Below are 25,258 nucleotides of genomic sequence, written 5' to 3'. Positions count from 1 at the left end.
GCGCCGCCCGCTTCCCGTAGACTCCCTCGCCGATCAGGTGACGATCACTCGGGGGAGTGCAAGTTGACGTATCCGCGAGGCAGTTGGACCGGCGGCACGCCGACCGCCCGGTCGTTCCTCAAGCCCCACCGGGCGGCGAAGGCGGTCTTCCATCCGGCCTGGATCCCGGAGCCGCTGGATCCGTCCGTGGACGCGCTGAAGAAGGCGCGCGTCATCGCGGGCGCGGTCGCGGCGTTCGGGGTGTACACCTTCGTCGAGGGAGGGTTCGCCTTCGAGGAGATGCTCGACAACGCGGCGACCGCCTGCCTCGTGCTGCTGTTCGTCACACCGCTCACGGTCGCCGTGATGCTCTATCTGTGGCGGCGTTCCGGCGGGGGCACGGTCGGGCAGCTGAGGACACCGCTCGTCAGGTCGCTCAAGTTGCTGCTGCTGTTCATCGGCTCGGCGCTCGGGACGGTGCTGACCTTCCGGATGGGGAACGCCTTCGGGACCCTCGGCGGGCTGCTGGTCGGCTTTGTCGGCCTGTGGATGGCCTTCTTCGTGATGGCCGGCGCCTACCGGGTCTCGGGGAACTTCTTCGGCACCGCGGCGGTGCACCGCTGTCTGCCGCCGTTGCTCGCCACGGTGACGACGTGGCTCATGGCCATCCCCGATCTCGTCACGGGCGACCTGCACGGCCTCGGCCTCGCCATGGGCGTGGTCTTCATCCTGGGTGCCCCGTTGACGGTCACCGCCATCGCCCTGCTGGAGATGGGCCGCCTCAAGAGCAGGTACGGCATCCGGCTGGCGGCACACCCGGCCACCTTGCCGCCGCTCCCGGCGTTCGCGCCCGCACCGACACCGACACCGACCCCTCCGCCGTCGTACGCACCCGGCGGCTTCGTGCCACCGCAGAACAACCCGTACGCCCCACCCGCGCAGCCCTACGGCGCACCCCCGCAAGGCAACCTGTACGGCGCACCCCCGCAGGGCAACCCGTACGCCACCCCGCCGCAGGGCAACCCCTACGGCACCCCGCCGCAGGGCGACCCGTACGCCTCGGGCGCGCAGCACCCGTACGCGCCGCGGCCGCCCCACAACCCGCCGCCCCCGTACCACCCGCAGTGACCCAGCGGGCGCCGGTCAGGCCACCGCGCTCAATGTGTCCGCGAGCCGGCGGCGGGCCGCGCGGGAGGCCGGGACCGCGGCGAGCGCGGCCGCGCCGAGCACCGCGGCGGCCCCGAAGAGGAGCAGGAACACCGGGGACGGCCCCTGGGCGATCCCGGCACCGATTCCGCTCCACCTGCCCTGGGCGTCGATCAGCCGGCTCGCGAGCGGTGCGCCCAGGACCGTGGCGACGACGACCGCCGCCAGGGCGGTGCAGCCGGTGGAGACGATCGTGATCGCGGTGATCTGCCGTGGGGACAGGCCGATGGCCTTGAGGGCCAGCAGGTCACGCTCGCTCTCGCGGACGGCGCCGCCGATCGCCGTCAGCAGCTCGATGAGCCCGATCAGGGCCAGTACGACGATCAGGCCCACGACGACTCCGCGCAGCGGGGACAGACCCTCGGCCGGATCGGGCGCGGCGTTCACGTCCAGGTGCCCGCGTCCGGCCTCGGTCAGCCGGTCGGCGACCCGGTCCGGGTCCGCGCCCGGGTGGAGCCGCAGTTCGTAGAGGGTGGGGCCGAGGCCCGGGTCGTTCTCGCGGAGGGTGTCGAGGGACGTGGAGATGACCCGGCCGGCGTTCTCCGGCTCGATGCTGCGGCCCACGATGTGCAGGATCTGCGGCTGGTCGCCGACGGTCATCCGCACCCAGTCGCCTACCTTCACGTCCAGCAGGTCCAGCAGCCCCTGCCCGGCCACCGCCTCGTCGCGGCCGTGGGCGGCACGGCCCTCCGCCAGCGCGTACGGGTACGGGTCCTGCCGGGTGCCGAGGCCGCGCAGGGCGATCGTGGCCGTCTGGCCGGGGACCAGGGCGGCGACCTCGACGCCCGGGTAGGCGGCGGCGACCTGCGGGTCGCGCTCCAGCATCGCGCGGGCCTCCCGGTCGGCCAGACCGGCGTCGGCGTGGACGGTCAGGGCGGTCGGCAGTCCGATCTGCTCGGGCCTGCTGTCGAAACGGTCGATGGTGGTCCACGCGCTCATCGCGACCACGATCAGCAGCAGCGGCAGCGTGAGCCGGGCCACCGTCGCCAGCGACCGAGGGCGACGCGTGAACGCCCGATGCCCGCCCAGCACCAGCGCGGGCGGCAGCCGCAGCCCCAGCGCCCGCCGGGCCACCTCCGAGAGCCGCCCGCCGAACGGAGCCGCCGGACGCGGCACCGGCACCGGTGGCACCCGGCCCGCCCGCCACGCCGCCAGCCCCGTGGTCGCGCCGATGAACAGCACCGCCCCCACCGGCACCACGACCAGTGCGACGGTGTGCCCGGGCAGCCCCTGCCACACCCCGACCGCGTCCCCGAGCCGCCCCGGGATCCGGCTGCCGAGGGCCTGGATGACGGCCGCGGCGGCCAGGGCGCCCAGCACGGCGTAGGCGAGGTGCTGGAGCAGGAAGACACGGACCACCTGACCGGGGGTGAAGCCGATCGCCTTCAGAACCGAGATGTCCCGCAGGTGGCCCCGGATGCGGGTGCCGATCGCGCCGTGCACCGCGAGCCCGGCGGCGACCAGCGCACCCAGCCCGAACAGCGCCAGCACCTGGCCGAGCAGCCGGTTGTCGCCCTGCGCCTCGGCGCGCGCCTGCTGCCACGTGGAGACCTCGCCGACCGCGCCGGCGCCCAGCACGGTCACGGCGCGCTGGACGGCGTAGTCCGTGTCCTCCGGGTCCGTCAGACGCAGCCCGATCACCTGGCCGCCCGGGTCCGGCACGGCCGACGGCTGCGTCCAGACGAGCCCCGGCCGCTCGCCGGGCCGGTAGCGCGGCTCAGCGCTGTCGGCGGTACCGAGAACGGTCACGGTCCGGCCGGAGCCGGGCAGGGCGAGGGTGTCCCCGGGCATGGCCAGGAGGGCACGGGCCAGGCGGGTCTCCAGGACGACACCGTCCGGGGCGGCGGGGTCCAGCCAGTGGCCGGCGGTGAGCAGCGGGCGGCCGACGGCCGGGTGGTCGGGCGTGCCGCGCAGCTCGACGGAGGCGCGGGCGCCCTGGGAGGCCAGGGTGGTGGACACGCTGGGGTAGGGGCCCGCGACGGACTCGACGCCGTCCAGTTCGCCCAGCTTGCCGGTGTCGGCCGCGGAACCGGTGTGCAGCCACACGTGCGCGCCGTGAGCCTGGGTGAAGACACGCTGCCAGGGGTTGGTGGCGTAGCCGAAGAGGGCCGTGGCCAGCAGCAGGGAGACGACGATCCCGGCCGTGGCGAGCACGAGGAACAGCGCCTCGCCGCGGTGCGTGCGCAGATCGGAGTGCGCCCAGCGCAGGGTGGCTCGCACGGGCCTCAACCCCTCGGCCCGGGCGCCGGGCAGTGGTCGTACACCCGCATGTCAGTCCTTGAGTTCGAGCACGCCGGAGATGCCGGGCCGGCGTGGCGCAGTGCCCGCGTCCAGTTCGGCGTCGTCGGCTATCCGGCCGTCGAAGAAGCTGATCACCCGGTCCGCGGCGCTGGCCAGCCGTGCGTCATGGGTGACCAGCACGATGGTCTGGCCGCGCTGGTGGAAGCGGGACAGCAGCCGCATCACCTCGCGGGTGCCCTTGCTGTCCAGGCTGCCGGCGGGTTCGTCGGCCAGCAGCAGCGGTGGCCGGTTGACCAGTGCCCGGGCCAGCGCGACCCGCTGCTGCTCGCCACCGGACAGCTCGCCCGGCATGCTGCGCTCCTTGCCGGTGAGGCCCAGTTCGCCCAGCAGCTCCGCCCGCTCGGCGCGCGCCCGCTTCGGCGGTACTCCGGCCAGCAGGGCGGGCAGCTCGACGTTGTCGGCGACGGAGAGGTCGGAGACCAGGTTGAAGAACTGGAAGACGATCCCGATGCGCTTCCGGCGCTCGACCGCCCAGCGGGCCTCGCTCCACCCGTCGGCGCGCTCGCCGTCCAGCCAGATGCTGCCGCTGTCGGGCCGCTGGAGCCCGCCCAGCAGATGCAGCAGGGTCGACTTGCCGGCCCCGGACGGACCCGTGACGGCCACGAACTCGCCCTGCCGGACGGAAAGATCGACTCCCCGCACGGCATGTGCCGGGGCGCCCTCCCCGTGATGCGTCTTGACCAGGCCCTCGGCGCGCAGCACCGGGCCCTCGGCGGGCGGCGCAGGGGCGTCCGATCGCCGCCTGGGAGTGGAATCGTCGTTCACTCCAGCTCCTCCAGCTCTTCCTGGCACCGCTCCAGCCAGTCGAGGTCGGCCTGCAGATGCAGCATCGCGCCCTCTATCAGCAAATGGGCGATGCGGTTGTCCCGGTCCTCTGCGGCGGCGAGTTTCGACAGTTGGCGCATGGTGTTCAGGTACTGACGGCGCTGCTTGTTGATGAGGGCGACCTGGTCGGCGAGACCGCTCTGCGGGGCGAGGGCCAGTTTCATGAAGAACTCGTCCCGTACCCGTGGCTCGTCCTCGGGCTCCTCGAACCAGGCGCGCAGCGCCTCACGCCCGGCGTCGGTCAGGTGGTAGACCTTCTTGTTGGGCCGGCTCGACTGCTCCACGTCCTCGCCCTCGATCAACCCCGATTTCTCGAGGCGGCCGAGGGTCACATAGATCTGGCCGACGTTCGGCTGAGGGTACGCGGAGCCCAGTGTCTGCTCAAGGTCCTGCTTGAGCTCGTACCCGTGGGCCGGTCCGCGTGCCAGGAGCGCCAGGAGGGGCAGCCGCACTCGTGCTCTCCTCCTCGCCTGTGGGTAATGTGCCGCGAGGCCTAGTATCGCGCATACCTAACAGGTATACATGGCCTCTGACTCCGGGCGAAGGTGCCTGGGGCCGGTGTGCAAGGAGGAACCTATGCGGTGGATCCACGCCGCTGGTAGGGGCCTTCTCGTCCTTGTCGTGATCGTGACCGGCTACGTCGCCTCCGGCGTCGGCTCCGACGAGGGTCCCGCGGACGGCAGGGGCCCGTTGACCCTCGCCACCGCCGGCGACCTCACCGGCTATCTCGGTTCCGTCCTGGAGGGCTGGAACCGCACCCACCCCGGCGAGAAGGTCACCCTCGTCGAGCTGCCCGACTCCGCGGACGAGACCCAGGCGCAGATGGCCACCGACCTGCGTGCCGGTGACCGCAGCCGCTTCGACGTCCTCAACATCGACGTCAGCTGGACCTCGCAGTTCGCGGCGCACGGCTGGATCCGTCCACTGGCCCGTGACCGCTTCCCCCTGGACACCTTCCTGCCCCGGGTCGTGAACACGGCGACCTACGACGGGCAGCTGTACGCGGTCCCGTACGTCACCAACGCCGGCCTGCTCCTCTACCGCAAGGACATCCTCGCCGAGGAGGGCGTCGACCCACCGCGCACCTGGTCCGAACTGGAGCGGGCGGCGCGCACGATCGCGCCCGAGCACGGCCTCGACGGCTACGCGGGCCAGTTCCTGCCGTACGAGGGCCTGACCGTCAACGCCGCCGAGGCCGTGTACTCGGCGGGCGGCACGATCCTCGGCGACGAGGGCGAGCGCGTCACGGTGAACTCGACGGCCGCCCGTGAGGGCATCGGTTTCCTCGCCCGCGGTGTGCGCGAGGGCTGGATCCCGAGACAGGCGCTGACCTACAAGGAGGAGGAGTCCAAGCGTGCCTTCCAGGACGGACGCCTGCTCTTCCTCCGCAACTGGCCGTACGCCTACGTAGGCGCGTCGGCCAAGGGCTCACCGGTGGCCGGGAAGATCGGCGCCGTACCGCTGCCGGGTCCGGACGGGCCGGGGGTGAGCGTGCTGGGCGGCTCCAACCTCGCCGTCAGCAGCCACGCCCGGCACCCCGACTCGGCCGCCCGGCTGATCGCGTACCTGACCAGTGAGCGCGTCCAGCGCCAGGTCCTCACGCGGGGTGCGCTGCCACCCGTGCGGGCCGACATCTACGAAGATCCCGAACTCGTGCGGGAGTTCCCGTACCTGCCGACCCTGCGCGAGAGCGTGCGGGCGGCCGCCCCGCGCCCCAAGAGCCCGCGCTACGACCAGGTGAGCCTGGTCGTGCAGGCGGTCGTGCACGACGCGATGAGCGGGCGCCAGACGCCCGCGGCGGCCGTGCGGCGACTGGCGCGTGAGCTCGACGGCATCGCGCACTGACCCTTCCGTAGTTACTTGTTAAGTAACGCCGCGGTCTCTTCTGGGGTCGGTTTGGTGGAATAAATGCCCAAATAAAGCCCTGACCGGTCAGTAGCTTCTGTCCAGTTCATTGACACCTGTGCGACACGCCTACTTAACATGCATGCATAACAGCTGCCCTCCTCAGAGACAGGTCAATGGGTTGAACAGGCACCCTTGGTGGCGTGACGCGGTGATCTACCAGGTCTACGTCCGCAGCTTCCTCGACAGCACCGGTGACGGCGTCGGCGACCTCGCCGGCGTCCGGGCCGGACTGCCGTACCTGAAGAAGCTCGGCGTCGACGGGATCTGGCTGAGCCCCTTCTACCCCTCGCCCCAGCACGACCACGGCTACGACGTCGCCGACTACTGCGACGTCGACCCGGTCTTCGGCGACCTCGCCGAGTTCGACCTGCTGGTCGCGACAGCCCGGCGGCTCGGCATCAAGGTGCTGCTCGACATCGTCCCCAACCACTGCTCCAGCGAGCACCCGTGGTTCCAGGAGGCGCTGGCCGCCGGACCCGGCAGCGAGGCCCGCGCCCGATTCCACTTCGCCGACGGCCGCGGCGCCGACGGCTGCGAGCCGCCCAACAACTGGCACGCGATGTTCGGTGGCCCGGCGTGGAGCCGGGTGACCGAGGCCGACGGACAGGCCGGTCAGTGGTACCTGCACATGTTCACTCCCGAGCAGCCCGACTGGAACTGGCGCAACCCTGAAGTCGGTGCCGAGTTCGACCGGGTCCTGCGTTTCTGGCTGGACCGGGGTGTCGACGGCTTCCGTATCGATGTCGCCGCCGGCCTCTTCAAGCACCCCGAGCTGCCCGACTCCGACGACCCGGAGGCCGACGCCCGCACCCGCGACTCGGTCAACCCGCTCGCCTGGAACCAGCCCGAGGTGCACGAGGTGTGGCGCCGGTGGCGCTCCATATGCGAGGAGTACACCGGCCGTGACGGCCGGGAGCGGCTCCTGGTCGGCGAGGTGTCCGTGCCCACCGCACGCGAACACGCCCGGTACGTCCGCGCCGACGAACTGCACCAGGCGTTCTTCTTCGACCTGCTCAGCGCCCCCTGGGAGGCGGACGCCTTCCGCAAGGTCATCACCGAGGCCATGCAGGACATCGCCGGCACCGGCTCCACGGTCACCTGGGTCCTCAACAACCACGACCAGGTCCGCACCGTCACCCGCTACGGCGAACCCGCGACCGAAGGCAGCGGCCTCGGTGCCGCGCGCGCCCGTGCCGCCGCGCTGCTGATGCTGGCGCTGCCCGGAGCCGCGTACATCTACCAGGGCGAGGAACTGGGCCTGCCCGAGGTCGTCGACCTGCCCGACGACGTGCTCACCGACCCCATCTTCCGCCGGACCGGAAGCCGCGCCCGCATCCGCGACGGCTGCCGCGTGCCGCTGCCCTGGTCGGGACAGGCTTCGCCCTTCGGCTTCACCTCCGGGGTGGAGGGCGCCAAGCCGTGGCTGCCGCAGCCGGAGTACTTCGCCGAGTACGCCACCGACCGCGCCCTCGCCGACACCCGCTCCTTCTGGCACCTGTACCGCGACGGACTGCAACTGCGTCACGCGCTGCCCCAGTTGGGCGAGGGCACGCTGCGCTGGCTGGACAGCCCGCCCGGTGTCCTCGCCTTCGTCCGCGGCGACGGCCTCGTGTGCGCCGTCAACTTCGGTACGGCGCCCGTCCCCGCGCCCGCCTCCGGCAGCCCCCTGCTGTCGAGCGGCCCCTGCCCGGCCGGTGTACTGCCCGGCTCCACCGCGGCCTGGTGGATGAGCGACGGGACCGCCCCCGAAGCCGTCTGACCGCGCCCGCCCGACCCTGCCCGACCCTCCTGTCCGCAAGGCCCGATCAACCGTCAGTTCTCCCATTCCCCGAAGGGACATCGATGATGATGCGACGACGTACCACCCTGCTCACCGGCTGCACCGCACTCGTCCTGGCGCTCGGCGCGACCGCCTGCGGCGGCGGACCGGTCTCCGCGGGCGGCGGTGACAAGGCGCTCAGCGGCCAGACGGTCACCGTGGCCGGCGTCTGGTCCGGCACCGAGCAGAAGAACTTCCAGAAGGTGCTGGACGCCTTCACCGAGAAGACCGGCGCCAAGACGCAGTTCGTGTCCACCGGGGACAACGTCTCCACCGTGGTCGGCAGCAAGATCGAGGGCGGCAACGCCCCCGACGTGGTGATGGTCCCGCAGGTCGGCGTGCTCAAGCAGTTCGCGAAGCAGGGCTGGCTCAAGCCGCTGTCCAAGACCGTCCAGAAGTCCGTGGACGCCAACTTCGCCCCCGTCTGGCAGGACTACGGCAGCGTCGACGGCGCCCTCTACGGCCTCTACTTCAAGGCCGCCCACAAGTCGACCGTCTGGTACAGCCCCGACGCCCTCGCCCAGGCCGGCGTGAAGCCGCCGAAGACGTACGACGACATGCTGAAGGCCGGGCGGACCGTGTCCGACTCCGGGCTCGCCGCGTTCTCGGTCGCCGGGCAGGACGGCTGGACCCTCACCGACTGGTTCGAGAACGTCTACCTCTCCCAGGCCGGGCCCGAGAAGTACGACGCCCTCGCCGCGCACGAGCTGAAGTGGACCGACGCCTCCGTCGTCGACGCGCTCACCACCCTCGGCAAGCTCTTCAAGGACAAGCAGCTGATCGCGGGCGGCCAGAAGGGCGCCCTCAACACCGACTTCCCGGGCTCCGTGGAGAAGGTGTTCGGGCCGAAGCCCGAGGCGGGCATGGTCTACGAGGGCGACTTCGTCGCCGGCGTGGCCAAGGACCAGTTCGGCAAGTCGATAGGCCAGGACGCGAACTTCTTCCCGTTCCCGGCGGTCGGAGGCGGCAAGGCACCCGTGGTCAGCGGCGGGGACGCGGCCGTCGTCCTCAAGGACGGCAAGAACCAGAAGGCCGGCATGGCGCTCCTGGAGTACCTGGCGACCCCGGAGGCCGCGGCCGTGTGGGCGGAGGCGGGCGGCTTCCTGTCCCCCAACAAGAACGTCGACCCCGCCTCCTACGGCGACGACGTCACCCGTGCGACCGCCAAGTCTCTGGTGGCGGCCGGTGATTCGGACTCGGTCCGCTTCGACATGTCCGACCAGGCCCCCGCCTCCTTCGGCGGCACCAAGGGCGCGGGCGAGTGGAAGCTCCTGCAGGACTTCCTGCGCGACCCGTCCGACCCGAAGGCGACCGCGGCGAAGCTGGAGGCCGCGGCGGCCAAGGCGTACCAGGACCAGGGCTGACGTTCATGACCGCCACACTCGTGAAAGAGGCGGGCCCCACGCCCGCCTCCGGCGCCGACAAGGCGCGCTCCCGGCGCACCCGGCGGCGCGGGAAGATCGTCGCCCTGCTCTTCGTCTTCCCCGCGCTGCTCCTGCTGGGCGCCCTGGTCGTCTACCCGGTGCTGTTCTCCGTCGGGCGCAGCCTCTTCGACGCCTCCGGCACCCGTTTCGTGGGCGGCGAGAACTACGCCGAGATGTTCCGTGACCCGGCGACGCTCAAGGCCGTCCGCAACACCACGATCTGGGTGGTGGTGGCCCCGGCGCTGCTCACCGGCCTCGGCCTGATCCTGGCCGTGCTGGTGGAGAAGGTCCGCTGGGCCACCGCGTTCAAGCTGCTGCTGTTCATGCCGATGGCGGTGTCCTTCCTCGCCGCCGGCATCATCTTCCGGCTCGCCTACGACGAGGACCCGGACAAGGGCGTGCTGAACGCCGCGGCCGTCTCCGTGCACGACGTGTTCCAGGGCTCGTCGACCTACCCGACGGCCCGGGCGCGCGACGGGCAGCAACTGACGAAGGGGACGGACGGCTCGTACCGCCTGAACGCGAGCGCGTCCCCGGGTGAGGCGGTCACGCTGGGCCTGGTCGGTGTGCTCCCGGACGACGTGCCCGACGGAGCCGAGCCGGCGTACGCGGCGGCGGGGGCGAAGGCGAGGCCCGATGAGCTGCGCGGGGTCGTGTACCTCGACTTCACGCCCGGCGGGGGAGGGAAGCAGGGCGAGGTCGACCGGCGCGAGAGCGGGCTGCCGGAGATGGAGGTCGAGGCGGTGCAGGCCGGGAAGGCGGTCGCCTCGACGACCACCGCGTCCGACGGCTCCTTCCGTTTCGAGGGTCTGGACGAGGGGTCCTACACGGTCAGGTTGCCGGCCTCCAACTTCGCCGCCCCTTATGAGGGCATCTCCTGGCTCGGGCCCACGCTCGTCACTCCGGCGATCATCGGGGCGTACCTGTGGATCTGGACGGGCTTCGCGATGGTCCTGATCGGCGCGGGCCTGGCGACCCTTCCCCGGGACGCCCTGGAGGCGGCACGGATGGACGGGGCCAACGAGTGGCAGATCTTCCGGCGGATCACGGTGCCGCTGCTGGCCCCGGTGCTGACGGTCGTGTTCGTCACCCTCGTCATCAACGTGATGAAGGTCTTCGACCTCGTGTACATCATCGCGCCCGGACCGGTGCAGGAGGACGCGACCGTGCTCGCGACGCAGATGTGGCTGGTGTCGTTCGGCGGCGGCAACAACCAGGGCCTGGGCAGCGCGCTCGGTGTGCTGCTTCTGCTCCTGGTCATCCCGGCGATGGTCTTCAACGTCCGCCGTTTCCGAAGGAGTCAGCGATGAACGCGGCCATGAACACGGTCCGGCGCGGACTGGGCAACGGACTCGTCCAGGCCTTCCTCGTGGTGGTCGGACTGGTGTGGATGACACCGCTCGCCGGACTGTTCCTGTCGTCGCTGCGGTCCGCCGAGGACACCGCGAAAGGCGGCTGGTGGACGGTGTTCACCAGCCCCGGCCAGCTGTCCTTCGACAACTACTCGGCCCTGCTGGGCAACGCCGGCATCACACAGGCCTTCTGGAACACCGTCCTGATCTCGGTGCCGGCCACCCTGCTGGTGGTCGTCATCGCGGCGCTCGCGGGCTACGCCTTCGCATGGCTGGACTTCCCCGGGCGGGAGGCGACCTTCCTGGTCGTGGTGGCGCTGCTGGTGGTGCCCGTGCAGATCGGGCTGCTGCCGGTCGCCAAACTCTTCGGCCAGCTGGGGCTGTTCGGTACGATTCCCGGCGTCGTCCTCTTCCATGTGGCGTACGGACTGCCGTTCGCGGTGTTCCTGCTGCGCAACTACTTCGCCGAGATGCCGAAGGAGATGCTGGAGGCGGCCCGGATGGACGGCGGCAGCGAGTGGCGGATCTTCACGCGGCTGGTGCTCCCGGTGGGGCGCCCCGCGATCGCCTCCCTGGCCATCTTCCAGTTCCTGTGGGTGTGGAACGACATGCTGGTGGCACTGCTCTTCGCCGACAGCGCCTCACAGCCGCTGACCGTGGAACTCCAGTCCCAGATACGGCAGTTCGGCAGCAACATCGATGTGCTGGCGCCGGGCGCGTTCGTGTCGCTGGTCGTCCCGGTCGTGGTGTTCTTCGCGTTCCAGCGGCACTTCGTGCAGGGAGTCATGGCCGGCTCGGTGAAGTAGCGCGGGCGAGCCGCGCAGGCACTTCGGGCCCTCGCTCCACTGGGGAGCGAGGGCCCGAAGGTCGTTCACGCGGACGCCGGCGGATACAGCGACCGCGGCAACTGCGAGGCCGCCGCCGCGTCCAGGAGCCACAGGGTCCGGGAACGGCCGTACGCTCCGGCCGCCGGGGCCTGGATCTCACCCGCTCCCGACAGGGCGATCGCCGCGGCCCGCGCCTTGTCCTCGCCGGCCGCCAGGAGCCAGACCTCCCGCGCCGCCCGGATCGCCGGGAGGGTGAGGGTCACACGGGTCGGCGGGGGCTTGGGGGCGCCGTGCACCCCTACGACCGTGCGTTCCGTCTCCCGCACGGCCGGCAGTTCCGGGAAGAGGGACGCCACGTGGGTGTCGGGGCCCACGCCGAGCATCAGGACGTCGAACGTCGGCACCGCGCCGTGGTTCTCCGGACCCGCCGCCCTCGCCAGTTCCTCCGCGTACGAGGCGGCCGCCGCGTCCACGTCCGAGCCGAACGGGCCGTCCGACGCGGGCATGGCGTGCACGCGCTTGGGATCCAGCGGCACCGCGTCCAGCAGGGCCTCGCGGGCCTGCGTGACATTGCGCTCGGGGTCGCCCTCGGGGAGGAAGCGCTCGTCGCCCCACCACAGGTCGAGGCGGGCCCAGTCGACGGCGTCCCGGGCGGGGGCGGCCGCCAGCGCGGCCAGCAGGCCGTTGCCGTTGCGGCCACCCGTGAGGACCACGGACGCCGAGCCCCGGGAGGCCTGGGCGTCCACGATCTTCGTGATCAGCCGGGCCGCCGCGGCCTGCGCCATCAGCTCCTTGTCGTGGTGCACGACCAGCTGCGGAGTGCTCACTTCGCCGCCGCCTTCTTCACCGGTTGCGGTGCCGCCGCTTCCTTCGCGGGTGCTTTCGCAGCGGCTTCGACGGGAGTCTCGACCGCCTCTCCTTTGGCCGGTGATCCCCCCTCGTCCCCAGGCTCCCGGGGCCCCGCCTGCTCGGCCTGCGCCGCCGCCACGGCCGGCGCGGCCTCGGCCGCCTCGGCGCGCCGAACCGCAGGAACCGATCCGGAGGCCAGCCGCCCCACCCCGAACCGCAGCGCCGAGGCGTAGGTGTCGTCCGGGTCGAGCCGCCGCAGCTCCTCCGCGATCAGCTCGGCCGTCTCCCGCCGCTTCAGCGCCACCGCACGGTCCGGCTGGCCCTGGATGGAGAGGGTCGCAAGCGAGCCGTCCGCCCGGTCCAGCGCTATCGGGCCGCAGTCGGTGTCCATGCGGACCGCGGTCAGACCGGGGCCCGACGACAGCGACCGCTTCACGGGCACGTCCAGCCGGTCGGCGAGCCACATCGCCAGCAGCTCACAGCTCGGGTTGAACTCCTCGCCCTCCACCTCGACGGCCTTCACCTCGCAGACCACCTGGTCGAGAGCCGCCGCGAGCATCGAGCGCCAGGGCGTGATCCGGGTCCACGACAGGTCCGTGTCGCCGGGCGTGTAGGTCTCGGCACGGGCGGACAGCTCCCGCACCGGCTGCTCGGCGGCGTAGGTGTCCGTCACCCGGCGCTGGGCCAGTGAGCCCAGCGGGTCGTTCGCCGGGTCCAGCGGCGCGTTCACCGGCCACCAGACGACCACCGGCGCGTCCGGCAGCAGCAGCGGCAGGACGACGGACTGGGCGTGCTCGGCCACCTCGCCGTACAGCCGCAGCACCACCGTCTCACCGGTGCCCGCGTCCGCGCCCACCCGCACCTCGGCGTCCAGCCGGGACTGGGTACGGTCGCGCGGTGAGCGCGAGACCCGCTTGATGACGACCAGGGTGCGCGAGGGGTGCTCGCCGGAGGCGTCGTTCGCGGCCTTCAGGGCGTCGTACGCGTTCTCCTCGTCGGTCACGATGACCAGCGTGAGCACCATGCCCACGGCCGGTGTGCCGATGGCCCGGCGGCCCTGCACCAACGCCTTGTTGATCTTGCTGGCGGTGGTGTCCGTGAGGTCTATCTTCATGGCCGGCGCCAGCTCCGTCCGTCTCGCTCCAGCATTTCGTCCGCCTCGACCGGACCCCAGGTACCGGCCGGGTACTGGGCCGGCGCGCCGTGCTTGTCCCAGAACTCCTCGATCGGGTCGAGGATCTTCCAGGACAGCTCGACCTCCTCGGTGCGCGGGAAGAGGTTGGCGTCGCCGAGCAGGACGTCCAGGATCAGGCGCTCGTACGCCTCCGGGCTGGTCTCCGTGAAGGACTCGCCGTAGGCGAAGTCCATCGAGACGTCCCGGATCTCCATCGACGTGCCCGGCACCTTCGAACCGAAGCGGACCGTCACGCCTTCGTCGGGCTGGACGCGGATCACGATCGCGTTCTGGCCGAGTTCCTCGGTGGCCGTCGTGTCGAAGGGGGAGTGCGGCGCCCGCTGGAACACCACGGCGATCTCCGTCACCCGCCGCCCCAGCCGTTTGCCGGTGCGCAGATAGAAGGGGACGCCCGCCCAGCGGCGGTTGTCTATCTCCAGTTTGACCGCGGCGTACGTGTCGGTCTTCGACTTGGGGTCGATGCCCTCCTCCTGGAGGTACCCGACCGCCTTCGCGCCGCCCTGCCAGCCGGCCGCGTACTGCGCGAACACCGTGTCCCGGCCCAGGTCCTTCGGCAGCCGTACGGCTCCGAGCACCTTGGTCTTCTCGGCGGCCAGCGCGTCCGCGTCGAAGGAGGCGGGCTCCTCCATGGCCGTCAGGGCCATCAGCTGCAGGAGGTGGTTCTGGATGACGTCACGGGCGGCGCCGATGCCGTCGTAGTAGCCGGCGCGGCCGCCGATGCCGATGTCCTCGGCCATGGTGATCTGCACGTGGTCCACGAAGGACCGGTTCCAGATCGGCTCGAACATCGTGTTGGCGAAGCGCAGCGCCAGGATGTTCTGGACGGTCTCCTTGCCCAGGTAGTGGTCGATGCGGAAGACCTGGTCCGGGGCGAAGACCTCGTGGACGACCTTGTTCAGCCGCTCGGCGGACTTCAGATCGTGGCCGAAGGGCTTCTCGATGACCGCGCGGCGCCAGGAGCCGGACGTCTGGTCGGCGAGACCGTGCTTCTTCAGCTGCTGGATGACCACCGGGAAGGAGCGTGGCGGCACCGACAGGTAGAAGGCGAAGTTGCCGCCCGTGCCCTGTGCCTTGTCCAGTTCCTCGATGGTGGCCCGCAGCCGCTCGAAGGCGTCGTCGTCGTCGAACGTGCCCTGCACGAAGCGCATGCCCTGGATGAGCTGCTGCCAGACCTCCTCGCGGAAGGGGGTCCGGGCGTGCTCCTTGACCGCGTCGTGGACCTCCTGAGCGAAGTCCTCGTGGGCCCACTCGCGACGGGCGAATCCGACGAGCGAGAATCCCGGCGGCAGCAGACCCCGGTTGGCGAGGTCATAAACGGCCGGCATCAGCTTCTTACGTGACAAATCGCCCGTAACGCCGAAAATCACCAGGCCCGACGGCCCCGCGATACGCGGGAGCCGTCGGTCGGCGGCGTCACGAAGCGGATTCGCTTCCGTGACGGTGAAGGGTGACAAGGGATCAGCCCTCCGAGGGGGCGAGGCGCTGGAGCTCCGCCTCGGTCGACTTCAGCAGGTCGTTCCAGGACGCCTCAAACTTGTCGACGCCCTCGTCCTCCAGCAGCTGGACGACCTCGTCGTAGGAGATGCCGAGCTTCTCCACGGCGTCCAGGTCGGCGCGGGCCTGCTCGTAGGTGCCGGCGACGGTGTTGCCGGTGATCTCGCCCTGCTCCTCGGTGGCCAGGAGGGTGGCCTCCGGCATCGTGTTGACCGTGTTCGGCGCGACCAGGTCGTCGACGTACAGGGTCGGCTTGTAGGCCGGGTCCTTCACGCCGGTGGAGGCCCACAGCGGACGCTGCTTGCGGGCGCCCGCGTTCTCCAGCTTCGACCAGCGGTCGGAGGAGAAGACCTCCTCGTACGCCTGGTAGGCGAGGCGCGCGTTGGCCACCCCCGCCTTGCCGCGGGCGGCCTTGGCCTCGTCGGTGCCCAGCGCGTCGAGGCGCTTGTCGATCTCGGTGTCCACACGGGACACGAAGAAGGACGCCACCGAGCGGATCAGCGACAGGTCCAGGCCGCGCTCCTTGGCCTTCTCCAGGCCCGCCAGGTAGGCGTCCATGACCTCGCGGTAGCGGTCCAGCGAGAAGATCAGCGTGACGTTGACGCTGATACCGAGGCCGATGACCTCGGTGATCGCCGGGAGGCCCGCCTTGGTGGCCGGGATCTTGATGAGGGTGTTGGGCCGGTCCACCAGCCAGGCCAGCTGCTTGGCCTCGGCGACCGTCGCGCGGGTGTTGTGCGCGAGCCGCGGGTCGACCTCGATGGAGACCCGGCCGTCCTGGCCGTCGGTGGCGTCGAAGACCGGGCGCAGGATGTCGGCGGCGTCCCGGACGTCCGCCGTCGTGATCATGCGGATCGCCTCTTCGACCGTGACCTTGCGGGCGGCGAGGTCGGCGACCTGCTGGTCGTAGCCGTCACCGCTGCTGATCGCCTTCTGGAAGATCGTCGGGTTGGTGGTGACACCGACGACGTGCTGCTGGTCGATCAGCTCGGCGAGGTTGCCGGACGTGATGCGCTGGCGCGACAGGTCGTCCAGCCAGATCGCGACGCCTTCCTCGGAGAGGCGCTTCAGTGCGTCTGTCATGGAAAATCAAACTCCTACGTCTCGTATATCAGCGTCAGCGCTGGGCCGCCGCGAGGGATTCCCGGGCGGCGGTGGCCACGTTCTCGGCGGTGAAGCCGTACTCCCGGAAGAGGACCTTGCCGTCGGCCGAAGCTCCGAAGTGCTCCAGGGAAACGATGCGTCCCGCTTCCCCGACGTACTTGTGCCAGGTCAGCCCGATACCGGCCTCCACCGCGACACGCGCCTTGACGGACGGCGGCAGGACGCTGTCCCGGTACCCCTGGTCCTGCTCCTCGAACCACTCCACGGACGGCATGGACACGACCCGCGTCGGCACCCCGTCGGCCTGGAGCTGCTCGCGCGCCTCGACGGCCACGTGCACCTCGGAACCGGTCGCGATGAGGACGACCTGCGGCGCAGTGCTCTGCCCGGAGGGCCCTTCGGCCTCGAACATCACGTAGCCGCCGCGCGCGGCGTCCTCGTTGGCCTCGTACGTCGGCACACCCTGACGGGTCAGCGCCAGACCGTGCGGCCGGCCCTTGCCGAACTCCTTGGTGTAGCGCCCGAGGATCTCGCGCCAGGCGATCGCCGTCTCATTGGCGTCCGCCGGACGGACGATGTTCAGACCCGGGATGGCGCGCAGGGACGCGAGGTGCTCGATCGGCTGGTGGGTGGGGCCGTCCTCACCGAGACCGATGGAGTCGTGCGTCCACACGTACGTCACCGGAAGGTGCATCAGCGCCGACAGGCGCACGGCGTTGCGCATGTAGTCGGAGAACACCAGGAAGGTGCCGCCGTAGATACGGGTGTTGCCGTGCAGCGCGATGCCGTTCATCTCCGCGGCCATGGCGTGCTCGCGGATGCCGAAGTGGATCGTGCGGCCGTACGGGTCCGCCTCCGGCAGCGGGTTGTCCGCCGGAAGGAACGACGACGTCTTGTCGATCGTGGTGTTGTTGGAGCCGGCCAGGTCGGCCGAACCGCCCCACAGCTCCGGGATGACCGCGCCGAGGGCCTGGAGCACCTTGCCGGAGGCGGCACGCGTCGCGACCGCCTTGCCGGGCTCGAAGACCGGGACCTTCTCCTCCCAGCCGGTGGGCAGCTCGCCCTTGCTGATCCGGTCGTACTCGGCGGCGCGCTCGGGGTTGTTGTCCCGCCACTGCTGGAACGCCTTCTCCCACACGGCGCGGGCGGCCTGCCCGCGCTCCAGGGCGCCCCGGGTGTGGGCGATGACCTCGTCGGCGACCTCGAAGGTCCGCTCGGGGTCGAAGCCGAGGACGCGCTTGGTGGCCGCGACCTCCTCGTCACCGAGCGCGGAGCCGTGGGCGGCCTCGGTGTTCTGCGCGTTGGGGGCGGGCCAGGCGATGATCGAGCGCATCGCGATGAAGGACGGCTTGTCGGTGACCGCCTTGGCCTTCTGGACGGCGTCGTAGATGGCGGCCGGGTCGAGGTCGCCGCTCTCCTGCGGCTCGACGCGCTGCACATGCCAGCCGTACGCCTCGTAGCGCTTGCAGACGTCCTCGGAGACGGCCGTCTCGGTGTCGCCCTCGATCGAGATGTGGTTGTCGTCCCACAGCAGGACCAGGTTGCCCAGCTTCTGGTGGCCGGCCAGCGAGGACGCCTCGGCGGAGATGCCCTCCTGCAGACAGCCGTCACCGGCGATCACGTACACGAAGTGGTCGAAGGGCGAGGTGCCCTCCGGGGCCTCCGGGTCGAACAGGCCACGCTCGTAGCGCGCGGCCATCGCCATGCCGACGGCGTTGGCGACACCCTGGCCCAGCGGGCCGGTCGTCGTCTCCACGCCCGTGGTGTGGCCGTACTCGGGGTGACCGGGAGTCTTCGAACCCCAGGTGCGGAACGACTTCAGGTCGTCCAGCTCCAGGCCGAAACCGGCCAGGTACAGCTGGGTGTACAGGGTCAGGGACGAGTGGCCGGCGGACAGCACGAACCGGTCGCGCCCGACCCAGTCGGCGTCCGCCGGGTCGTGCCGCATCACCTTCTGGAAGAGGGTGTAGGCGGCAGGTGCCAGGCTCATCGCCGTACCCGGATGGCCGTTGCCGACCTTCTGTACGGCATCGGCGGCCAGGACACGGGCGGTGTCGACGGCCCGCTGGTCCAACTCGGTCCACTCGAGGTCTGTGGTGGTCGGCTTGGTGCTCACCCTGGGTCAGGGCTCCTCTCCACATGTCACGCATGTCGAATGCCGGTGCATCGGGCGCCCGGCCGTGGTCGAGCCTACCCCCGTAAGTACGTGCGTCTTTTCGAGTCATTCCAGACTGCCGGGACTCTTTGCCGTCCGCCTCCCGACTGGGCGGGACCGCATTCGGCAAGTGAATACGCAGCCGCTCGTACGAGTGCTCAACGGAGTCGTGCGGGACTCCGACGAGGGCCCTCCTCAACACGACCCGACCCCCGCGAATGTCCGGGTCTGGGCAACGTCTACAGTGGCGTGGTACGCGCGAGCCTTTACCGGGACTTCACAGGGGGAGGCTCGCTGGGATGTCTCTGTCAGGGGTGTGCGTGACGGCCGTTGAATCCCGTCCAGCGGGGATTATCGGGACGAGCCAGAGCCCGAGCCGGCGGCCGATCGGGGCCCGGGTCAAGGCGTTCGTGGCGCTGACCAAGCCGCGGATCATCGAGCTGCTGCTCATCACCACCGTTCCGGTGATGTTCCTGGCCGAGCAGGGAGTGCCCGACCTGACGCTGGTCCTGCTGACCTGCGTCGGCGGCTACCTGTCGGCAGGCGGCGCCAACGCGCTGAACATGTACATCGACCGCGACATCGACGCGCTCATGGACCGCACCTCGCAGCGCCCGCTGGTCACCGGGATGGTCAGCCCGCGCGAGTGCCTGGCCTTCGGCATCACGCTGGCGGTCGTGTCCACCCTGCTGTTCGGGCTCACCGTCAACTGGCTGAGTGCCTGGCTCGCCCTCGGAGCGCTGCTCTTCTACGTCGTCGTCTACACGATGATCCTCAAGCGCCGCACCTCGCAGAACATCGTCTGGGGCGGCATCGCGGGCTGCATGCCGGTGCTGATCGGCTGGACGGCCGTGACGAACTCCCTCACCTGGGCGCCGCTCATCCTCTTCCTCGTCATCTTCTTCTGGACGCCGCCGCACTACTGGCCGCTCTCCATGAAGGTGAAGGACGACTACGCGCGCGTGGGCGTCCCGATGCTGCCGGTCATCGCCTCCAACAAAGTGGTCGCCAAGCAGATCGTGATCTACAGCTGGGTGATGGTCGCCGTCTCCCTGCTGCTCACCCCCCTCGGCTACACGGGCTGGTTCTACACCGCCGTCGCCCTGGCGGCGGGCGGCTGGTGGCTGTGGGAGGCACACGCCCTGCAGAACCGTGCGAAGGCGGAGGTGACGGGCGGGAAGCTGAAGGAGATGCGCCTGTTCCACTGGTCGATCACCTATGTCTCGCTGCTCTTCGTGGCCGTGGCGGTCGACCCGTTCGTCCCCGCTCTGACATAGGTCACAGAGCCCTGCTGATGCAGGTCACAGAGCCCTGCTCTCGCCAGGCGATCTACCGGTGAGTAGCATCCCTGCCATGGCAGACACGCAGCAGGTTGACGCTCGGGCCGAGCGCAGGGTGGCCAAGCTGGCCAAGCAGATCGGATCCTTCGCCAAGTCCCACGGCGGAGCCGAGGCCCAGGTCGCGTACATCGGGCAGCGCGGCGCCCGCATCGTGCTCGTGGGCGAGGACGGCGGCTGGGGCGACCTCGTCGCACCGTCGTACGAGATCGCCGAGAAGGCGGTCGCGAAGGCCGGCGTCACGGCCCACGAGGCGTTCGACGGCGAGTTCGCGGCGAAGGTGAAGACCGGTCCGTACGAGTGGAGCCGCATGGCGGGCATCCAGGTCGGCGGACCCAGCAACGGCTGAGACCGGTCGTTTTTTCGCACGGGGTGTGTGACACCAACACCTGAAGCCCGGTTCACCCGTTAGGACCTGTAGGGATAACACGGTCCAGCAACGGGGAGTCCGGATGATCGAAACGCCGTCCCTCGTGGACCAGTACTGCCACGGCGTACTGAGGACGGAGCTGGGCCTCGGCACCTTCGAGGCCCAGCTGGCCCGCACCGAGGGCCCGCCCGCGCCCGGCACCACCCTGTTCGACACGCAGACCGGCTTCGCCGTACGCCGCTGGTGCCCTCCGCTCCTGGGGCTGGAGCCGCACTGCCCGCCCGCCCGCTACCTGGCCCGGCGCCGTGAACTCGGGGTGTTCGAGGCGGGCCGGCGCCTGCTGCGCGGCAGCGGCATCACCACCTATCTGATCGACTCCGGCGTCCCCGGCGACCTCACCGGCCCCACCGAGCTGGCCTCCGCCGCCTCCGCCGAGGCCCGTGAGATCGTGCGTCTCGAACTCCTCGCCGAACAGGTCGCCGACACCTCCGGCACCGTCGAGTCCTTCCTGGCCAACCTCGCCGAATCGGTGCACGGCGCGGCCGTGCACGCCGTCGCCTTCACGTCCGTCGCGGGCGTACGGCACGGTCTCGCGCTCGCGCCCGAGCCGCCGGGGCCGGGGGAGGTGCGAGGCGCGGCGGGGCGCTGGCTCGCGGCCCGCAGCGTCGGCGGTGAGCTGACCGACCCCGTGCTGCTGCGGCACCTGCTGTGGATCGCGGTGGCGTCGGGGCTGCCGCTCCAGCTGCACGCGGGGCTGGGCGAGCCCGGCGTGCGCATCGACCGCACGGACCCGGTGCTGCTCACCGACTTCGTCCGTGCCACGGCCGGCCTCGGCACCGACCTGATCCTGCTGCACGGCTACCCGTACCACCGCCACGCCGCCCACCTGGCCGGGGTCTTCCCGCATGTCTACGCCGACTCGGGCGCCGCGCTCATCCGCACGGGCGCCCGTGCCGCCACGATCCTCGCCGAGATCCTTGAACTGGCCCCCTTCGGCAAGATCCTCTTCTCCAGCGGCGCCCAGGGCCTGCCCGAACTGCACGTCGTCGGCGCCGGTCTGTTCCGCGAGGCCCTCGCCAGGGTGCTCGGGGGCTGGGTGGCCGAGGGGGCATGGTCGCTGGGGGACGCGCAGCGCGTGGCGGGCATGGTCGCCGCGGGCAACGCCAAAAGGGTGTATGGGCTGGAGTGACCGGGTTCACCACCGGTGGCGTCCCGTACGGACCGGGCGGAAGCCGACGGAGGCCTCGCTCGACAGGTCGACCAGCCACGACGGCACCGCGCCGCCCACCGAGGAGTGGGCGGCGCGGTGCCGGGCTGACGCGGGACTACCTGGGCCCGGCCATCGACGCGCTCGTGGCGTCGTACGACTGAGGGGGCAGGTCGGGCACCGACTCCTCGGGCCGTTCCCGCAGGGCCAGCAGGACGCGCAGCACCGCGATCCACGTCACCGCCGAGCCGAGCATGTGCAGGCCGACCAGGAGCTCGGGAAGGTCCGTGAAGTACTGGACGTAGCCGATCGCGCCCTGGGCGAGGAGGATCACGAAGAGGTCGCGGGTGCGGTTCAGCGGTCCCTTCGGGGAGTCGACCGCCTTCAGGACGAACCACAGGGCGAACGTCAGCGTGACCACGATCCACGCCAGCACGGCGTGCAGCTTGGTGACGTTCTCCCAGTCGAGCGGCATCCGCTCGACCTCGCTGGAGTCGCCCGCGTGCGGACCGGCGCCGGTCACCACGGTGCCGACCAGGATCAGCAGCACCGAGGCCCCGACCATCACCCACACCAGCTGCCGCACGGCCTTGCCGACCAGGGGGCGTGGCTCCGCGTCACCCTCCCGGGTGCGCTGCCACATCACCGTCGCGACCGCGATGAGGGCGGACGTCGCCACGAAGTGGGCCGCGACCGTGTACGGGTTCAGGCCGACCAGGACCACGATGCCGCCGAGCACGGCGTTGCTCATGACGATCCAGAACTGGGCCCAGCCCAGCCGGGTCAGGCCGCGCCGGTGCGGCTCGGTCGACCGGGCGGCGATGATCGCCCAGCCGACGGCCGCGCACAGCACGTACGTCAGCAGGCGGTTGCCGAACTCGATCGCGCCGTGCAGGCCCATCTCGCGGGTGGCGGTGAGCGAGTCGTCGGTGCACTTGGGCCAGGTCGGGCAGCCGAGTCCGGAACCGGTGAGCCGTACCGCGCCACCGGTGACCACGATGATCACCGACATCACGAGCGCGGTGAGGGCAGCGCGTCGGACCGTCCGCGGGTCCGGGGTCCAGCGTGCGGCGATGAAGGCGAGCGGGTTGCGCACGACCGCCAGGGCGTCGGCGCGGGTCAGGTTTGGCACGCGCCCTATCGTAGGCGGCCGCTTGTGCACGCTTTCACGAGGGTCCCGCCACCGGGTGCGAGGCCCTCACTCCCAGCGGAAGAACCTCCCTGCCGCGGTCAGCCCCAGGACCGCCCACACGGCCAGGATCCCCAGGTCGCCCCACGGCATCCCGCCCCCGTGCTGAAGCACGTCCCGCAGCCCGTCGGAGAGCGCCGAGACGGGCAGCAGGGCGAGGACGTCCTGGGCGGCGGCCGGGAACTTCTCCAGCGGCACGATCACACCGCCGCCGACGAGCAGCAGCAGGAACACCAGGTTGGCGGCGGCGAGCGTGGCCTCGGCCCTGAGCGTGCCCGCCATCAGCAGGCCCAGCCCCGAGAAGGCGGCCGTCCCCAGGACCAGCAGGAGCACGACCGCCGCCGGACCGCCGTGCGGCGACCAGCCGAGCGCGAAGGCGATCGCCGTGAGCAGGGCGATCTGGAGGACCTCGGTGACCAGCACGGACACCGTCTTGGCCGTCATCAGGGCCCAGCGGGGCAGCGGTGAGGAGGCCAGCCGCTTCAGTACGCCGTACCGGCGCTCGAATCCCGTCGCGATCGCCTGCCCGGTGAACGCCGTCGACATCACGGCCAGCGCGAGGATGCCGGGGGCCAGGAAATCGACGGCCTCCGCGGCGCCGGTGTCGATGATGTCCACCGAGCTGAACAGCACCAGCAGCAGGGTGGGGATCACGACGGTCAGCAGCAGCTGCTCGCCGTTGCGCAGCAGCATCTTGGTCTCCAGCGCCGCCTGGGCCGCGATCATGCGGTGCAGGGGCGCCGCGCCCGGCCGGGGGGTGTAGGTGCCGGTGGTCGTCACGAGCGCAGCTCCTTGCCGGTGAGCTCCAGGAAGACGTCTTCGAGCGTGTGCCGCTCCACCGAGATACGGTCCGGCATCACCCCGTGCTGCGCGCACCAGGACGTCACCGTCGCGAGCAGCTGCGGGTCGACCTTGCCGACCACCCGGTACGACCCCGGCGTCAGCTCGGCCGCCGTGCAGTCGGCGGGCAGGGCCTTGAGCAGGGACCCCACGTCCAGGCCGGGGCGGCCGGTGAAGCGGAGCGTGTTCTCGGCGCCGCCCCGGCACAGCTCCTCGGGGGAGCCCTGGGCGATGACCCGGCCCGCGTCGATGATCGCGACGTCGTCGGCGAGCTGCTCGGCCTCGTCCATGTAGTGGGTCGTCAGGATCACGGAGACGCCGTCGGCGCGCAGGTCCCGGACCAGGTCCCAGGTGGCCCGGCGGGCCTGCGGGTCGAGACCGGCGGTCGGCTCGTCGAGGAAGACCAGCTCGGGGCGGCCGACCACGGCCATGGCGAGGGCGAGCCGCTGCTGCTGGCCGCCGGAGAGGCGGCGGTAGGTGGTACGGCCGCAACCGCCCAGCCCGAGCCGCTCGATCAGGGCGTCGACGTCCAGGGGGTGCGCGTGCAGCTTGGCGACATGGCGCAGCATCTCGTCCGCGCGCGCTCCCGAGTAGACACCGCCGGACTGGAGCATGACGCCGATGCGCGGCCGCAGTTCGCCGGACTGCCTCACGGGGTCGAGACCCAGGACACGCACCGTGCCGGAGTCCGGCTCGCGGTAGCCCTCGCAGGTCTCGACCGTCGTGGTCTTGCCCGCACCGTTGGGGCCGAGCACCGCGGTCACACCTGCCCGGGCCACCAGGTCGAGGCCGTCCACCGCGGTCTTCGTGCCGTACCGCTTCACCAGGGCCTGGACTTCGACCACGGGCTCAGTTCGCATGGCTCCAGAGTCTAGGTAGGCGGCCCGTCACCCGGACGGCCGGGTGCGCCTCTCCCGGCCCGATCGGGTCAGATCTCCTCCGCGCGGGGCCGGTGGATCGCCAGCCACCGCTGCGCGTACGCCACCGCGTCGGCCAGCGGAAAGAGCCGTACGTCGGCCGCGCCCGCCTTCCCGCGTACGACGGGACGGTCCCGCTCGAAGTCATGGCCCAGCTCGTCGAACCGCTCCGAGGTGATCGACACCTCGGTGACCACCTCCCACCCCGCGGGCCCCGGGCGTCCCACCTTCACCAGCGGTGACGGGATCCGGTACTCGGCCAGATGGAAGCAGGTGCACGTGTCGTAGCCGGCACCGAGCAGCAGCACGCGCGCGTCGAGTGCCTCCAGCCGGGCCAGCGGGCTGCGCTCGCCGAGGCGGCAGTCGGTCGCGTGCCCCTCGGTCAGGTGCCGCGCGCGGGGTCCGACGGCGGCGAACGAGGTCTGCGGATGGGCGCTGCGCAAGGCGCCCGGCCATGTCCGTACGGTCTCGGGGATCACGCCGACGCCGAGGCTGGGCGTGACGAGGGGGTCGTACGCCGGCATCGTGGCCCGGATGGTGTCCCACCACTCCTCGGGCACCGGGGGATTGCTCCACACGCTCGGATCGCAGAGGTCGCCGGACTGGGTGGGGACCACGAGCGTGCCGTGCGGGCCGAGGGCGTCGAGCAGCCCCTGGACGACGGTGACGGCCCCTCCGCAGACCCATCCGAGGGAGCTGAGGGAGGAGTGGACGAGGAGCGTTTCACCGCTTCGGACGCCTAGCTCGCGCAGCTGTGCGGCGAGGGCCCCGCGGGTGACAAGAGGGCCGGTGGGAGGGGGTGTCGACATGTTTCGGGAGTGTCCAGGAGACCGCCTTGTCATGCCACCGATTTGATCGATCAAAGATCGTTTCCGCAGGTCAGATTAGGTATGCCTAAGTGACGCAGGGCACCATCCGTCCGGCCGGACGCCGCTTGCCTGCCTTTGAGGAATTACGCAA

Annotated in this window: 21 protein-coding genes; 9 read left to right on the top strand and 12 right to left on the bottom strand. The window is 71.1% G+C overall.

The window, feature by feature from the left end; translation table 11 throughout:
* The first annotated feature begins 63 nt into the window (after positions 1–63).
* Positions 64–1,107, top strand: a complete 1,044-nt coding sequence (locus tag ACWCPI_RS02990; protein ID WP_451036435.1) for a proline-rich domain-containing protein — start codon at positions 64–66, stop codon at positions 1,105–1,107.
* A gap of 15 nt (positions 1,108–1,122) precedes the next feature.
* Here ACWCPI_RS02990 and ACWCPI_RS02985 read toward each other — a convergent pair whose 3' ends face one another.
* The 3 genes from ACWCPI_RS02985 to ACWCPI_RS02975 are packed head-to-tail and all read right to left on the bottom strand — an operon-like array spanning position 1,123 to position 4,763.
* Positions 1,123–3,405 carry an FtsX-like permease family protein gene (locus ACWCPI_RS02985; RefSeq protein ID WP_451036434.1) on the bottom strand — a complete coding sequence of 761 codons (2,283 nt, stop codon included), beginning with the start codon at positions 3,403–3,405 and terminating at the stop codon, positions 1,123–1,125.
* Positions 3,406–3,456: 51 nt separating this feature from the next.
* Complete coding sequence (locus ACWCPI_RS02980; RefSeq protein WP_451036433.1) at positions 3,457–4,251, bottom strand: ABC transporter ATP-binding protein; 795 nt, start codon at positions 4,249–4,251, stop codon at positions 3,457–3,459.
* Positions 4,248–4,763 (bottom strand): PadR family transcriptional regulator, encoded by a 516-nt coding sequence (locus tag ACWCPI_RS02975; RefSeq protein WP_451036432.1) that lies wholly within the window; start codon positions 4,761–4,763, stop codon positions 4,248–4,250. The genes ACWCPI_RS02980 and ACWCPI_RS02975 overlap by 4 nt, the downstream gene beginning before the upstream one ends.
* 124 nt (positions 4,764–4,887) lie before the next feature.
* Between ACWCPI_RS02975 and ACWCPI_RS02970 the strand changes: the two genes are divergently transcribed.
* From ACWCPI_RS02970 to ACWCPI_RS02950, 5 genes are all read left to right on the top strand, one after another.
* Entirely contained in the window at positions 4,888–6,156 is a 1,269-nt protein-coding gene (locus tag ACWCPI_RS02970; RefSeq protein ID WP_451036431.1) for an ABC transporter substrate-binding protein, read from the top strand.
* 142 nt (positions 6,157–6,298) lie between these two features.
* Positions 6,299–7,978: a glycoside hydrolase family 13 protein gene (locus ACWCPI_RS02965; protein ID WP_451036430.1), complete on the top strand. Its 1,680-nt coding sequence runs from the start codon at positions 6,299–6,301 to the stop codon at positions 7,976–7,978.
* Positions 7,979–8,064: 86 nt separating this feature from the next.
* Positions 8,065–9,402: an ABC transporter substrate-binding protein gene (locus tag ACWCPI_RS02960; protein ID WP_451036809.1), complete on the top strand. Its 1,338-nt coding sequence runs from the start codon at positions 8,065–8,067 to the stop codon at positions 9,400–9,402.
* A 5-nt stretch (positions 9,403–9,407) separates the two neighbouring features.
* Positions 9,408–10,772: an ABC transporter permease subunit gene (locus ACWCPI_RS02955; RefSeq protein WP_451036429.1), complete on the top strand. Its 1,365-nt coding sequence runs from the start codon at positions 9,408–9,410 to the stop codon at positions 10,770–10,772.
* Positions 10,773–10,780: 8 nt separating this feature from the next.
* Positions 10,781–11,620 (top strand): carbohydrate ABC transporter permease, encoded by an 840-nt coding sequence (locus ACWCPI_RS02950; protein ID WP_451036808.1) that lies wholly within the window; start codon positions 10,781–10,783, stop codon positions 11,618–11,620.
* A gap of 65 nt (positions 11,621–11,685) precedes the next feature.
* Here the strand turns inward: ACWCPI_RS02950 and pgl are convergent, their stop codons facing one another.
* The 5 genes from pgl to tkt are packed head-to-tail and all read right to left on the bottom strand — an operon-like array spanning position 11,686 to position 18,399.
* Positions 11,686–12,468 (bottom strand): 6-phosphogluconolactonase, encoded by a 783-nt coding sequence (gene pgl, locus ACWCPI_RS02945; RefSeq protein ID WP_451036428.1) that lies wholly within the window; start codon positions 12,466–12,468, stop codon positions 11,686–11,688.
* Complete coding sequence (opcA, locus tag ACWCPI_RS02940) at positions 12,465–13,604, bottom strand: glucose-6-phosphate dehydrogenase assembly protein OpcA (RefSeq protein WP_451036427.1); 1,140 nt, start codon at positions 13,602–13,604, stop codon at positions 12,465–12,467. The genes pgl and opcA overlap by 4 nt, the downstream gene beginning before the upstream one ends.
* Positions 13,601–15,139, bottom strand: coding sequence for a glucose-6-phosphate dehydrogenase (gene zwf, locus ACWCPI_RS02935; protein WP_451036426.1), 1,539 nt, complete (start codon positions 15,137–15,139; stop codon positions 13,601–13,603). The genes opcA and zwf overlap by 4 nt, the downstream gene beginning before the upstream one ends.
* 4 nt (positions 15,140–15,143) lie before the next feature.
* Positions 15,144–16,262, bottom strand: a complete 1,119-nt coding sequence (gene tal / locus ACWCPI_RS02930) for a transaldolase (RefSeq protein WP_451036425.1) — start codon at positions 16,260–16,262, stop codon at positions 15,144–15,146.
* 34 nt (positions 16,263–16,296) lie between these two features.
* Positions 16,297–18,399: a transketolase gene (gene tkt, locus ACWCPI_RS02925; protein WP_451036424.1), complete on the bottom strand. Its 2,103-nt coding sequence runs from the start codon at positions 18,397–18,399 to the stop codon at positions 16,297–16,299.
* Positions 18,400–18,737: 338 nt separating this feature from the next.
* Between tkt and ACWCPI_RS02920 the strand changes: the two genes are divergently transcribed.
* The 3 genes from ACWCPI_RS02920 (at position 18,738) to ACWCPI_RS02910 (ending at position 21,334) form a co-directional block, all read left to right on the top strand.
* Positions 18,738–19,715 (top strand): heme o synthase, encoded by a 978-nt coding sequence (locus ACWCPI_RS02920; RefSeq protein WP_451036423.1) that lies wholly within the window; start codon positions 18,738–18,740, stop codon positions 19,713–19,715.
* 76 nt (positions 19,716–19,791) lie between these two features.
* Positions 19,792–20,124, top strand: a complete 333-nt coding sequence (locus tag ACWCPI_RS02915) for a hypothetical protein (protein ID WP_451036422.1) — start codon at positions 19,792–19,794, stop codon at positions 20,122–20,124.
* Between the two features lie 103 nt (positions 20,125–20,227).
* Positions 20,228–21,334: an amidohydrolase family protein gene (locus tag ACWCPI_RS02910; RefSeq protein ID WP_451036421.1), complete on the top strand. Its 1,107-nt coding sequence runs from the start codon at positions 20,228–20,230 to the stop codon at positions 21,332–21,334.
* A gap of 136 nt (positions 21,335–21,470) precedes the next feature.
* On the opposite strand, the gene ACWCPI_RS02905 is transcribed toward ACWCPI_RS02910, so the two are convergent.
* The 4 genes from ACWCPI_RS02905 to ACWCPI_RS02890 all read right to left on the bottom strand — a co-directional run bounded on the left by ACWCPI_RS02905 (position 21,471) and on the right by ACWCPI_RS02890 (position 25,107).
* Complete coding sequence (locus tag ACWCPI_RS02905; protein ID WP_451036420.1) at positions 21,471–22,484, bottom strand: COX15/CtaA family protein; 1,014 nt, start codon at positions 22,482–22,484, stop codon at positions 21,471–21,473.
* Between the two features lie 66 nt (positions 22,485–22,550).
* Entirely contained in the window at positions 22,551–23,267 is a 717-nt protein-coding gene (locus ACWCPI_RS02900) for an ABC transporter permease (RefSeq protein WP_451036807.1), read from the bottom strand.
* 50 nt (positions 23,268–23,317) lie between these two features.
* Entirely contained in the window at positions 23,318–24,241 is a 924-nt protein-coding gene (locus tag ACWCPI_RS02895; protein WP_451036419.1) for an ABC transporter ATP-binding protein, read from the bottom strand.
* 68 nt (positions 24,242–24,309) lie between these two features.
* Positions 24,310–25,107, bottom strand: a complete 798-nt coding sequence (locus ACWCPI_RS02890) for an aminoglycoside N(3)-acetyltransferase (protein ID WP_451036418.1) — start codon at positions 25,105–25,107, stop codon at positions 24,310–24,312.
* Between the last annotated feature and the right edge of the window lie 151 nt (positions 25,108–25,258).

Source organism: Streptomyces sp. NPDC001920, assembly GCF_053594495.1.
The sequence above is the reverse complement of the archived record's forward strand: the minus strand, read 5'-3'. Positions and strand labels throughout refer to the sequence as shown.

Bases quoted from the DNA above. Each gene is read 5' to 3' on its own strand.
- ACWCPI_RS02910 (WP_451036421.1), top strand. From the start codon at position 20,228: ATGATCGAAACGCCGTCCCTCGTGGACCAGTACTGCCACGGCGTACTG.
- ACWCPI_RS02900 (WP_451036807.1), bottom strand. From the start codon at position 23,267: ATGATCGCGGCCCAGGCGGCGCTGGAGACCAAGATGCTGCTGCGCAAC.
- ACWCPI_RS02950 (WP_451036808.1), top strand. From the start codon at position 10,781: ATGAACACGGTCCGGCGCGGACTGGGCAACGGACTCGTCCAGGCCTTC.
- opcA (WP_451036427.1), bottom strand. From the start codon at position 13,604: ATGAAGATAGACCTCACGGACACCACCGCCAGCAAGATCAACAAGGCG.
- ACWCPI_RS02895 (WP_451036419.1), bottom strand. From the start codon at position 24,241: ATGCGAACTGAGCCCGTGGTCGAAGTCCAGGCCCTGGTGAAGCGGTAC.
- tal (WP_451036425.1), bottom strand. From the start codon at position 16,262: ATGACAGACGCACTGAAGCGCCTCTCCGAGGAAGGCGTCGCGATCTGG.
- ACWCPI_RS02920 (WP_451036423.1), top strand. From the start codon at position 18,738: ATGTCTCTGTCAGGGGTGTGCGTGACGGCCGTTGAATCCCGTCCAGCG.
- ACWCPI_RS02890 (WP_451036418.1), bottom strand. From the start codon at position 25,107: ATGTCGACACCCCCTCCCACCGGCCCTCTTGTCACCCGCGGGGCCCTC.
- ACWCPI_RS02915 (WP_451036422.1), top strand. From the start codon at position 19,792: ATGGCAGACACGCAGCAGGTTGACGCTCGGGCCGAGCGCAGGGTGGCC.
- ACWCPI_RS02970 (WP_451036431.1), top strand. From the start codon at position 4,888: ATGCGGTGGATCCACGCCGCTGGTAGGGGCCTTCTCGTCCTTGTCGTG.
- ACWCPI_RS02955 (WP_451036429.1), top strand. From the start codon at position 9,408: ATGACCGCCACACTCGTGAAAGAGGCGGGCCCCACGCCCGCCTCCGGC.
- ACWCPI_RS02960 (WP_451036809.1), top strand. From the start codon at position 8,065: ATGATGCGACGACGTACCACCCTGCTCACCGGCTGCACCGCACTCGTC.
- ACWCPI_RS02965 (WP_451036430.1), top strand. From the start codon at position 6,299: ATGCATAACAGCTGCCCTCCTCAGAGACAGGTCAATGGGTTGAACAGG.